Genomic DNA, 12056 nt, shown 5'->3' with positions numbered 1-12056 from the left:
GAACTTAATTTTCAAGCAAATTATAGCATAAATAATAATTACTGTCAAACTATTCCAAGGTTTTTAACAATTATTTTTATACCAATTTAATAGACATTAGTTGACTCAACGTTTAACTTTTTCATTAACTATCAATTGCTGAACAATCTCATTTAAATTTTTATTTTCTCCCAAATACATTTTTTTTAAATCTATCGGCTTTCCTACAATTATTCTTACTTTTTGATTTGGATTTATTTTTATACTTTTTCTATTTTGTACAAAAAAAGTCCCATCAATCGTTACAGGAAGAATAATTCCATTTGCTTCAGTTGCTAATTTAAAACTACCTTTTTTGAAGCTACCAACTTCTCCTGTTAGACTTCTTTCTCCTTCTGGAAAAATTACTGTAGGATACCCTTCATTTACTGTTCCAACTGCTTTTCTTATACTTTTTATCGCTTCTCTCGGATTTGATCTGTCTAGGAAGATGCATCTAGTCATTTTCATCCACATTGAATAAAAAGGCCAATTTTCCATTTCTTTTTTAGCTACGAACCCTATAGGAATGTCTAAAGCTTTTACTATTACAGGTATATCTAAGTTGCTTTCATGATTCGCCACTATAACTATCCCATTCTCTCTTTTTAATTTTCTATAAGCTTTTTCATCTAGATAAGTAACTTCTAAATCAATTTTTGCTGCTTTGACTAAATTTTCACATAAAATATCTTTTAATATTTTTCTAGCTTCTAAAGGTGCTTTATCTTTAGGCATTTTTTTTATTTTTGCTGCTTTAAATATAGTTATATAAATAAAATTTAATACTGCAACAAATATAACTTTTAAAAGTGTTAACATTCAGCCTCCTGTTTTCTATTCATAATCTTTTTAATATCATTATAAGAATATCCTTTTCTCATAAGAGATGCAATTTTTTTATGTTGGTCTCTATTTCCTAACTTATCCCAAGCTTTTGATAATTCTTCTAACTCTTCATCTTCTTCATAAAAAGATAGTGCATAACTTATTATCTCTGATGATATTCCTTTTAAATTTAAGTCATATGCAATTTTTTTTCTTCCACATTTTTTTGACTTAGCATATGTTTTTGCAAACTCTATATCATTTATATATCCCATATTTTCTAATGTTTTTATAACTTTTAAAACAGGAGGTTTTTCCCAATATTTTTGTAGTAGCTTTGTGTATATCTCTTTTTTACTATAATCTCTTTTTGATAAATAATAATATGAAGTAGAGAGAGCAGCTAACTCTAACACTTGTAAATACTCGTCATGAGATAGCTCCTCTCTCCTTTTTAAATCATATTTATTTACTATTTCATTATTCAAACCAATGTTCAATCCATTTTCAAAAAGAAAATTATTCTTCAATAATTTCTTCAACTTCAAGATTATCTTCTCCCTCTACTGATTTAACTATTGTTTTATTCTTTACTAATAACTCATTAACTTTCTCTTCTATAGCTGCTAGCAATTCTGGTTCAGTCTCTAATCTAGCTTTTACATTTTCTTTTCCTTGACCTAATCTTATATCTCCAAAACTAAACCAAGCACCTGATTTTGCAACAATATCATTATCTAAAGCCATATCCATAATCTCACCAACTCTAGATATACCTTTTCCATACATTATTTGGAATTTTGCTTCTTTAAACGGTGGTGCAACTTTATTTTTAGTAACTTTTACAACAGTCTCATTACCAATCATTTCTTCACCTTGTTTTACACTTCCAATTCTTTTTACTTCTAATCTAACAGAAGAATAGAACTTTAAAGCTTTTCCACCTGTTGTTGTCGTTTGTGGTCCAAAACTAAATCCACCTATTTTATCTCTAACTTGATTTATAAATATCATTGTTGTTTTTGATTTGTTAATTGATCCTGTTAATTTTCTTAAAGCTTTTGACATTAATCTTGCTTGAAGTCCCATTTGTTGATCTGACATTTCTCCATCAATTTCTGCTTTTGGAACCAAAGCAGCTACCGAGTCAATAACGATAACATCTATAGCACCTGATCTCACTAACATATCCGCAATTTCTAAAGCTTGCTCTCCAAAATCTGGTTGAGATATTAACAACTCATCTACATCAACTCCTAATGCTTTTGCATAAACTGGATCTAAGGCATGCTCAGCATCTATAAATGCTGCTACTCCACCTAATTTTTGGGCTTGAGCTACTATATGCAAAGCTATTGTTGTTTTTCCTGAACTTTCTGCTCCATACACTTCTAGAATTCTTCCTCTAGGTACTCCACCTATTCCAAGAGCTATATCTAAATTAATACTTCCTGTAGGAATTACTTCAATATTCATTCCTTGATTTTCACCAAGTTTCATTATAGAACCTTCACCAAAGTCTTTTCTAATTTGCTTTAATGCTGTTTCTAATGCTTTTGACTTATCCGTTGTTTCTACTGACTTTTTTGCCATGCTCAACTACCTCCCATTTTTTTCTATTATATTCATTACCCTTTCTGCACTTAATTTTTTCATACAATTAAAATGTTTTTTAGGGCATACCTTATCACCGTGTAAACTACAAGGTGAACAAGATTCATTTAAGTAAATCAACCTATTATTTTCATCATACTCAAACATATCTGGACTAGTTGGTCCAAATATAACAAAAGTAGGACATTTTACTCCTCTGGCAATATGAAATGGTCCTGAATCATTAGTTACTAAAAAACTAGCTTTAGACAATAATGCTCCACTTTCTTTAAGGTTTAATTTACCTGCTAAATTTATAGCTACTTCTCCACTAATTTTTTTTATATCTTCACACATTTCAAACTCTTCTTTAGATCCGATTATAATAGGTTTCTTTCTATATTTATTATAAAGTAGTTTCGACAATTGTGCAAATTCTTCTTTGGTCCATTTTTTAGTTTCCTTTGAAGCTCCTGGAGCTAATATCGGAATATTTTCATATTCAATACCCAATGTCTTCAATTTTTCAGAGTGTTTTTCTTCAAAAGAAAATGTCAAATCTTCACCTTTATATTCTAAATTCAAAACTTTAAAAGCTCCAAAATAATTTTTAATTATTGTATTATCAACTTTATATTTTATAATTTTATTTTTTACTAGAAATGTTTTTAATAAACTTCTTTTTTTATATGTAAACGTTTTTGACATGATGGCACTACTTATAATCTTAGATCTTACTTTTGAATGCAAATCAAAAACATAGTCATAATTATTTATTTTTAAACTTTTTCCAAAACGCATCATATTTTTCAAACCATCGTGCTCTTTTTTATTAAACAAAATCAAATTATCTATATATGGGCACCCTAAAATAGAGTCTTTAAATTTATCCATAACCAAAAAATCTATTACTATCTTTGGATATTTTATTTTAAGCTCTTTCAATATAGGAGTTGTTAATATTACATCTCCAATTGAACTAAGCCTTATGATTAAAACTCTCAATTTATCTTTCCTTTCTTCTAATGGTTTTTTTTATTTTCCCAAACCAATGTAAGTAGCTATTTAAACTTTTAGCTAGTTTATAACTTATTATTTTTTTGTTATATACATCTACTTCAACATGGCAACTTTCCTCTAAATATATAAATTCATAAGCTTCTCCTATTTTTCTATATATATTCTTTACTAATTTTGCATCTATTAAAAATATTTTTTTTTTCGATACCATAAAGTTACTCAATTGAGAGTCTCCATGTAAATATCCTTTTCTATGAATTCTTTCCAATTCTTTTTTTACTAAATTTAATTCTTCTAAAGTTGCTGATTTTCCTTCTATGTATGTCATTATTAAAAATGAATCAAAACTCATTCCTAAAACTTTTTTTTCCCAATACATAATAGGAACTGGCCCTTTAAATCCTAAATTCAATATTTTTAAATAGTTTTCATACTCTCTTTTACTTTCACTGCCTCTAAAAATAGAAATAAACCTTTGCCAAACTCTTTTATTCTTTTCTTTAGGAATTTTATAAACATACTTTTTTTTATCTATTTGTATAAGCTTTACTTCACTTCGATTATCATCTTTTAAAACTCTTGAAATTTTATAATTCTTATTTTTCACTTTATTTGGCAGAGTAAAATCTACGAAATGATTGCAAACTACATTTTCCATAACTACCTCTTTAAATTCTCTATAATTTTTCTATAAGCTAATTCTGGTTTTATCTCTAACATACATTTAAAATGACCTTTTGGACATTTGTTTCCACCATGAATCGCACAAGGTCTACATGACAAATTTTCAACCTCTAAAACCTCATTGTTTTCACTCCATGGAAAGAAACCAAACTCTTTCACTGTAGGCCCAAACAAAGCTATAATATGTGTGCCACTAAATGCTGAAGCTATATGAATTGGTGACGAATCATTTGTCAGAACAATTTTTGATCTTTTCAATACTTCTGCTAATTCTAAAAGCGTAGTTTTTCCTCTTAAATCAACAATGCCTCTAGAGATATTTATATTCAAGAAAAGTTCGTCTTTGCCTCCAACTATTACAACTTTATTTCCATTTTCCACTAGCAAATCTATAACTTGATTGAAATATTCCAAAGGCCATTTTTTTGTGAACCACTTGCTTCCTGGTGCAATTGCTACTACATTTTTATTTATTAACTTATTTTCAATCCAAATACTCTCTATATTTTCTATATCTTTTTTACTTGGATATAATTCTATAGGATAATTTCCAATCGTATTTTTTGTATTATTATCAATAAAAGACAATAATTTTTCAACTTCATGCTTTTCTTTATCATATATTATTTTATCCGTAAATAAAAAAGACCCATTTGCAGATTTATATCCAATTCTTTTTGGAGATCTTGTTAACCAAGATAATATTGAACTTCGTAGATATCTATGAAGTGTTAAAACCATATTAAAATTTTCATATCTCAATCTTTTTCCTAAAGCAATCAGTCCTTTAATTCCAGAATGAGAGCCTCTTTTATCATATTCTATTATCTCTGTTAAATGTTTATTATTTCTTAAAACACTAGCTCCTATAGGAGTTGTTACATACGTAATTTTAGATTCTGGATAAACTTCTTTTATTCTTTTTAACAAAGGGGTTGATAAAACTATATCCCCTATAAAAGCTGTATGTATAATCAATATCTTCATCATTAACGCTCCAACCTCTCTATTATCTCTTCTATTATTTTATTTTCAACCTCTTCTGTATATGAATCAAAATTTTTATGATTATAATTTTCTTTAGAGTTTTCATCTGGAATAATATAACTTACATTATTATTTCCAAATACCCCCCAACGTCTAGGACTTTGTGTTGGTTTTTTAGGGTATAATGCAACTATACTTTTTTGTAATGAACCTGCTATATGAGTTGGACCTGTTGAGCCACCAAAATAAACTTTGGATTTATTTATAACTGCACCTATATTTAACAACTCGCCTCCATTTGCAAATAAAAATACTCTTTCTTTTCCTATTTTTTCTATTAAGTTTAAGCCTCTTTCTTCATCTGAAATATGAGCAGTTATAACTATATCTAAATCTTCTTGTTTTTCTATGACTTTTTTTATAAGTTGAATGTACTCTTCATCAGTTATATTTTTAGCTGAACCTCCCATAAACGGATTAACAACCAAAACTTTCTTTCCTATATTATTATCTTTAAAAAATTTTTCAGCTGAATCTATGTTACTTTTATCCAAATATATTCCTGTATTTATCTCAAATCGTTCTTCAAAAAGATTTTTATCTAATTTTTTTATCAAATCTAAATTGTATTCAGCTTCATGCTTAATTGATTTCGATCTTTTTTGTAAAACACCCTTATTGAAAATAAAAAAAGATTTTAGTTTAGATAATGGACCTATTCTTACTTTTGCTTTACTTGCTTTTGCAAGTTGCATCACAAAATCATCAACATATAAAGCTATAAAAGCATCGGCATTAAAATATTGTATTTTTTCCAACAATTCTTTTTGTCTATATCTATCAATTTGAACAACCCTATTTATATAAGGTAAATTTTTTACTATGTTGTAGTTGTAACCTCTTACCAACAAAGTTATTTCAGCATCTGGATACATTTTTTTCACCATAAAAAAACTAGGGATTGATAAAATTAAGTCTCCAATTTTATCTGTTCTTGCTATTATTATCTTTTTGTATGTATGAGCCATTTTTATACATCTCCCTCAACTTAAAATATTTTATCATAGAATATAATGAACTTGTTGAAGCTATTACAAATCCCTCAATACCATCTAAAAATCCTAATCTAAATATATACATCCTTAAAAATTTATATAGTGGATTTATAGCTATGTCAAAAAAATTAACTTTTTTTCCTTTTTTATAATAATCCTTTGCTCCTTCAGTTGTATATCTATTAAATCTTATAAAATAATCATCCATCGTTAAGTATGAATGATGAAGAATATTTTCTTTTATCTTAAAAATTTCTTTTTCTGTTTCAAAAGCTTCATGAACTGTATTATCATTAAATTGACCTGTACTTTTTTTAAATAACCTAATAGCGTAAGATGTTCCCCATCCACCATATTTTAATTCTTTACCAAAGCAAACAGACAATCTATTTATTTTAAAAACTTCTTTTGAATTTTTTTTGTTATTAACTATTTCTCTTATTTTATTTTTTAATTCATCTGAAATTTCTTCATCCGCGTCTATATTTAAAATCCAAGTTCCGCAACATTTTTGAATAGCTAAATTTCTTTGTGGACCATACCCTTTCCAAGATTCTACATAAAACTTTGCACCAAATTCTTTTGCTATTTTTTCTGTAGAATCTGTAGAACCACTATCTACAATAACTATTTCGTCTGCTAAATCTTTAACTGATTCTAAAGTTTTTCTTAATATTTTTTCTTCGTTAAAAGTTATCATTGCAACAGATATCTTCATCATTTCACCTCTCTTTTTTATTACTTACTCTTAATTATAACAAATTATATGTTAATTTACAAAATAGTTTTCCATTAAAAAAAAGAGATAAAGTATCTCTACCTTATCTCTCATATTTTAAAGAATTACTTAGCTTCTGATGTGAAGTCTAATGATGCAAGTCTTTGATATTGTCTCCATCTTCTTTGAGATTCTGATTTATTCTTAGCGAATAATACTTTTGCATGTTCTGGTTTAGATTTTGTTAATGTTGCATATCTAACCTCTCCCATTAAGTAATCATTATAATTATCCCAAATTGGTTCTTTACAATCTATTTGAAGTGGATTTTTCCCTTCTAATTCTAATAATGGATTATATCTAAATATTGGCCAGTAACCACATTCAGTAGCTTTTTTCATTTCAAGTTGGCTATTACCCATTCCATTTTTTAATCCATGACTTATACAAGGTGCATAAGCTATAATTAATGATGGTCCTGCATAAGCTTCTGCTTCTGCAATTGCTTTTAAGTATTGAGATTGGTTAGCTCCCATAGATACTTGTGCAACATAGATATGTCCATAAGACATTGCTATTGATGCAAGATCTTTCTTCTTATTAGCTTTTCCACCAGCAGCGAACTTAGCTACCGCTCCTGTTTGAGTTGCTTTTGAAGCTTGTCCACCAGTATTAGAATACATTTCAGTATCCATTACTAAAACATTAATATCATCTGGAGAAGCTAATACGTGATCTAATCCACCATAACCGATGTCATAAGCCCAACCGTCTCCACCAAATATCCATTGTGATTTTTTAACAAGATATTGCTTTAAATCTAAAATTTCATTTGAAACTTCACAATTACAAGCTTGTAATGCTGGAACTAATTTATTTCTAATTTCTTTTGTTTTATTTCCATCTTTTCTATTTTCAATCCATTCAGCAAACATTGTTGCAATTTCTTCAGAAACATTTGTCATGTTTTCTTCCATGATTGTTTCAATTCTATCTCTCATTGCTTCAACAGCTACTGACATTCCATATCCAAATTCTGCATTATCCTCAAATAATGAGTTAGCCCATGATGGACCTTCTCCACAGCTATTTGTTGTATAAGGAGTTGATGGTGCTGATCCTCCGTATATAGAAGAACATCCTGTTGCATTAGCTATCATCATTCTATCTCCAAATAATTGAGTTATTGCTTTGATGTAAGGTGTTTCTCCACATCCTCCACAAGCTCCATGGAATTCAAATAATGGTTGTGCAAATTGAGATCCTTTTACTGTTGTTTTAGGCATAAATTCATCTTTGTATGTTACTTTATTGAATAAATAGTCAGCATTTTCTTGCTCTCCATTTTTCACTTCTTGACCAATAGGTACCATAACTAAAGCTTTTTCTTTAGCTGGACAAACGTTTACACATAGTCCACATCCTGTACAGTCTAAAGGAGATACTTGTATTTTATACTCTAATCCTTCTAATCCTTTTCCTACTGGAGTTTTTGTTTTTAACTCATTAGGTGCTCCTGCTTTTTCCTCTGCTGTCATTAAGAATGGTCTTATAACTGCATGTGGACAAACAAATGAACATTGATTACATTGGATACAATTTTCTACTTTCCACTCAGGTACATTTACTGCAACTCCTCTTTTCTCAAAAGCAGTTGTTCCATTTTCAAATGTTCCATCTTCATATCCTAAGAATGTAGAAACTGGTAACTCTTCACCTTTTAAAGCATTTATAGGTTTTGCAATTTTTTCAACGAATGATTCTAACTTAGTAGTTGAACATCCACATCCTGTACAATCGCAAGATTCTTTTTCTACTACAGCTTCAGTTGATAAATTAATCCAAGATGGATCAACATCTATTTGAACTAACTCTCCTGCTCCTCTATCTACAGCTTCATAATTCATTTTTACAATAGAGTCACCTTTTTTAGCATATGACTTTTCAGCATACTGCTTCATGTAAGATTGAGCTTCTTCAAATGGAATTACATCTGCTAATTTAAAGAACGCTGATTGCATTATTGTATTAGTTCTTCCTGCTAATCCAATTTCTGCTGCTAGTTTATTTGCATTTATTATATAGAACTTTGCATTTTTTTCTGCTAAAGCTTTTTTATAAGAATTTGGTAAGTGAGTTAAAATTTCTTCTTTATTCCAAACACAATTTAATAAGAATGTTCCACCATTTTTCAGACCAGAAATCATCTCATATTGCGTTAAGTAAGCTGGTACTGAACACGCTACAAATGTTGGTGCTGATACTAAGTATGTAGATCTGATTGGATTTTTTCCAAATCTTAAGTGAGATCTAGTTGATCCACCTGATTTTTTAGAATCGTATGCAAAGTATCCTTGTGCATATAAATCTGTTTTATCTCCAATTATTTTAATTGAGTTCTTATTCGCTCCTACTGTTCCATCTGCTCCAAGTCCAAAGAATAAACATTCTCTTACTCCTTCAGCTGCTGAATCTAATTGAGCTCCTACTTCTAAAGAATGGAATGTAACATCATCAACAATTCCTACAACAAATCCATTTTTAGGTTCTGATTTTTTTAAGTTATCATATACAGCTTTCATTTGTGCTGGTGTTGTATCTTTTGAAGATAATCCATATCTTCCACCTACAACTACTGGCGCATTTTCCATTCCGTAGAATAATCCTCTAATATCCATATATAAAGATTCTCCAAGTGATCCTGGCTCTTTAGCTCTATCTAATACAGCAATTTTCTTAACTGTTTTAGGGAATACATTAAAGAAGTATTCAGATGAGAATGGTCTGTAAAGATGAACATTTATAAGACCTACTTTTTCCCCTTTTGCATTTAAATAATCAACAGTTTCTATTAATGTTTCACATACAGATCCCATTGCGATAACAATATTTTCTGCATCTGGTGCTCCATAATAATTAAATGGTTTGTAATCTCTTCCTGTTACTTTTGAAATTTCATCCATATAATCTGCAACTATTTTAGGTACTGCGTTATAATATTTATTTTGTACTTCTCTAGTTTGGAAGTAAATATCTTCATTTTGAGCTGTTCCTCTTGTTACTGGATGCTCTGGGTTAAGAGCTTTATTTCTAAATTCTTTTATTGCATCCATATCAACCATACTCTTTAATGTATCATATTCAATTACTTCAACTTTTTGAATTTCGTGTGAAGTTCTGAATCCATCAAATATATTCATAAAAGGTACTTTAGATTTTAAAGTTGCTAAGTGAGGAACTGCAGATAAGTCCATTACTTCTTGAACTGAACTTTCAAATAACATTGCATATCCTGTTTGCTTTGCTGCATAAACATCTTGATGATCTCCGAAGATTGATAATGCTTGAGCTGCAAGTGATCTTGCTGCAACATGTATAACAGAAGGTAATAATTCACCAGCTATTTTGTACATATTAGGAATCTTTAATAGTAAACCTTGAGATGCTGTATACGTTGTAGTTAAAGCTCCAGCCTGTAAAGACCCGTGAACTGTTCCTGCTGCTCCTGCTTCTGATTGCATTTCAACAACCTTTACTGGAACTCCAAACATATTTTTCATTCCTCTTGATGCCCATTCGTCAGTGTACTCAGCCATTGGCGATGATGGAGTTATTGGATAGATACCCGCTACTTCTGTAAACGCATATGATACATATGCTGCCGCTTGATTTCCGTCCATAGTTTGCATTTTTTTAGCCATTTGAATTATCCTCCCTTTTTCTAATCGACTCTTGAGTCAAATTTATTTTACACATTTTTGACTCAAATGTCAATCAAAGTTCTATTTTTTTGAGAAACTTTAATTTAATTTAACAAAATATAATTTTTTTGACTTCTTGCTCTTTGATATAATCTTATATATAAACTACTTTGCAGTATTTACTATCTCATAAGTATCTCTAGCTATAACTAATTCCTCGTTTGTAGGGATTTTAAATGCTTTTACTTTTGATGATTCTGTAGTTAAAAGAACATTTCCTTTTTGTCTTTTAGAGTTTACTGCTTTATCTAAGTCAACTCCTAAAAATTCTAATCCTTTTAAAATGTCTTCTCTAGTTTTTCCAGAATTTTCTCCGATTCCACCAGTAAAGCAAATTGCATCTACTCCTCCCATTTGAGCAGCATAATTTCCTACATATCCTCTTATTTTATAAGCAAACATATTTTCAGCTAATATTGCTCTTTCATTTCCTGCTTCTGCTGCCATTTCCATATCTCTACAGTCTGAAGATACTCCGAAAATTCCTAAGATTCCAGATTGTTTGTTCATTCTGTCATCCATCTCTTTATCAGATAATCCTCTTTTGTTTTTTATGAATAAAACTGCTGCAGGATCAATATCTCCACATCTAGTACCCATCATTATACCTTGTAATGGAGTTAATCCCATAGACGTATCTATACATTTACCATTTTTAACAGCAGATACTGATCCACCATTTCCTAAATGACATATTATTATTTTTGATTCTGCTGGATTTCCTAATAACTCTTGAGCTACTCCTGAAACAAATTTATGAGAAGTTCCATGGAATCCATATTTTCTAACTTTTAAATCAGTGTAGTCTTCATATGGTAATGCATACATAAAAGCTTCTTTTGGAATTGTTTGATGGAACGATGTATCAAATACCGCTACATTTGGTTTTCCAGGCATTAATCCTTGCATAGTTTTAATTCCTAATATATTTGCAGGATTATGTAATGGAGCTAACTCTGAACATTCATCCATTGCTACCATAACTTCTGGAGTTACTAATACAGATTGAGCAAATTTCTCTCCACCATGTACTACTCTATGACCTATTGCATCTATCTCTTCTACTGACTTTATTACTCCATACTCTGGATGAGTTATCGCTTTCATTACTAGTTCTAAAGCTTCTTTATGAGTTGGCATTGCTTCTTTTATTTCTATTTCAAAATCATTTGCTGGAGTCTCATATTCCATTTTTGATCCTTCAATTCCAATTCTTTCACAAAGTCCAATTGCAAAAAGCTCTCCTGATTCTGCATTTAACAATTGATACTTTAGAGATGAACTACCACAATTAATAACTAAAACTTTCATAAAATTTACCACCTTAATTTTATTTTTTTATTTTCAAGTAAGATATTAACTCTTACTATTTTTTACCTTAATTTTATTTTG

At 29.5% G+C, this 12056-nt stretch carries 10 protein-coding genes; all 10 read right to left on the bottom strand.

What is annotated here, in order from left to right; genetic code table 11:
- Positions 1-105: 105 nt before the first annotated feature.
- The 10 genes from ACRCZX_RS03350 to ACRCZX_RS03305 all read right to left on the bottom strand — a co-directional run bounded on the left by ACRCZX_RS03350 (position 106) and on the right by ACRCZX_RS03305 (position 11975).
- Positions 106-840, bottom strand: coding sequence for a lysophospholipid acyltransferase family protein (locus tag ACRCZX_RS03350; protein WP_438581524.1), 735 nt, complete (start codon positions 838-840; stop codon positions 106-108).
- Positions 834-1394 carry a regulatory protein RecX gene (locus ACRCZX_RS03345; RefSeq protein WP_438581523.1) on the bottom strand — a complete coding sequence of 187 codons (561 nt, stop codon included), beginning with the start codon at positions 1392-1394 and terminating at the stop codon, positions 834-836. The genes ACRCZX_RS03350 and ACRCZX_RS03345 overlap by 7 nt, the downstream gene beginning before the upstream one ends.
- Entirely contained in the window at positions 1366-2439 is a 1074-nt protein-coding gene (gene recA, locus ACRCZX_RS03340; protein WP_438581522.1) for a recombinase RecA, read from the bottom strand. The genes ACRCZX_RS03345 and recA overlap by 29 nt, the downstream gene beginning before the upstream one ends.
- 6 nt (positions 2440-2445) lie before the next feature.
- The gene (locus ACRCZX_RS03335; protein WP_438581521.1) at positions 2446-3444 is read right to left on the bottom strand and encodes a glycosyltransferase family 9 protein; all 999 of its coding nucleotides are present in this window, start codon (positions 3442-3444) and stop codon (positions 2446-2448) included.
- A 1-nt stretch (position 3445) separates the two neighbouring features.
- Positions 3446-4117: a lipopolysaccharide core heptose(II) kinase RfaY gene (locus tag ACRCZX_RS03330; RefSeq protein ID WP_438581520.1), complete on the bottom strand. Its 672-nt coding sequence runs from the start codon at positions 4115-4117 to the stop codon at positions 3446-3448.
- A 2-nt stretch (positions 4118-4119) separates the two neighbouring features.
- Positions 4120-5130: a glycosyltransferase family 9 protein gene (locus ACRCZX_RS03325; RefSeq protein ID WP_438581555.1), complete on the bottom strand. Its 1011-nt coding sequence runs from the start codon at positions 5128-5130 to the stop codon at positions 4120-4122.
- Between the two features lie 2 nt (positions 5131-5132).
- A complete protein-coding gene (locus ACRCZX_RS03320) occupies positions 5133-6158 on the bottom strand; it encodes a glycosyltransferase family 9 protein (protein WP_438581519.1) in 1026 nt (341 codons plus the stop codon).
- On the bottom strand, positions 6115-6903 hold the full coding sequence (locus tag ACRCZX_RS03315; protein WP_438581554.1) for a glycosyltransferase family 2 protein: 789 nt from the start codon (positions 6901-6903) through the stop codon (positions 6115-6117). The genes ACRCZX_RS03320 and ACRCZX_RS03315 overlap by 44 nt, the downstream gene beginning before the upstream one ends.
- A 125-nt stretch (positions 6904-7028) precedes the next feature.
- Complete coding sequence (gene nifJ, locus ACRCZX_RS03310; protein WP_438581518.1) at positions 7029-10604, bottom strand: pyruvate:ferredoxin (flavodoxin) oxidoreductase; 3576 nt, start codon at positions 10602-10604, stop codon at positions 7029-7031.
- A gap of 165 nt (positions 10605-10769) precedes the next feature.
- Entirely contained in the window at positions 10770-11975 is a 1206-nt protein-coding gene (locus ACRCZX_RS03305; RefSeq protein WP_438581517.1) for an acetate/propionate family kinase, read from the bottom strand.
- Between the last annotated feature and the right edge of the window lie 81 nt (positions 11976-12056).

Origin of the sequence: Cetobacterium sp., assembly GCF_051658645.1 — a bacterium.
Lineage (GTDB): Bacteria > Fusobacteriota > Fusobacteriia > Fusobacteriales > Fusobacteriaceae > Cetobacterium_A.
The sequence above is the reverse complement of the archived record's forward strand: the minus strand, read 5'-3'. Positions and strand labels throughout refer to the sequence as shown.

What these genes read in the sequence shown, in the direction of transcription:
- ACRCZX_RS03350 (WP_438581524.1), bottom strand. Translation starts at nt 840, where the DNA reads ATGTTAACACTTTTAAAAGTTATATTTGTTGCAGTATTAAATTTTATT.
- recA (WP_438581522.1), bottom strand. Translation starts at nt 2,439, where the DNA reads ATGGCAAAAAAGTCAGTAGAAACAACGGATAAGTCAAAAGCATTAGAA.
- ACRCZX_RS03330 (WP_438581520.1), bottom strand. Translation starts at nt 4,117, where the DNA reads ATGGAAAATGTAGTTTGCAATCATTTCGTAGATTTTACTCTGCCAAAT.
- ACRCZX_RS03325 (WP_438581555.1), bottom strand. Translation starts at nt 5,130, where the DNA reads ATGAAGATATTGATTATACATACAGCTTTTATAGGGGATATAGTTTTA.
- ACRCZX_RS03320 (WP_438581519.1), bottom strand. Translation starts at nt 6,158, where the DNA reads ATGGCTCATACATACAAAAAGATAATAATAGCAAGAACAGATAAAATT.
- ACRCZX_RS03315 (WP_438581554.1), bottom strand. Translation starts at nt 6,903, where the DNA reads ATGAAGATATCTGTTGCAATGATAACTTTTAACGAAGAAAAAATATTA.
- nifJ (WP_438581518.1), bottom strand. Translation starts at nt 10,604, where the DNA reads ATGGCTAAAAAAATGCAAACTATGGACGGAAATCAAGCGGCAGCATAT.
- ACRCZX_RS03305 (WP_438581517.1), bottom strand. Translation starts at nt 11,975, where the DNA reads ATGAAAGTTTTAGTTATTAATTGTGGTAGTTCATCTCTAAAGTATCAA.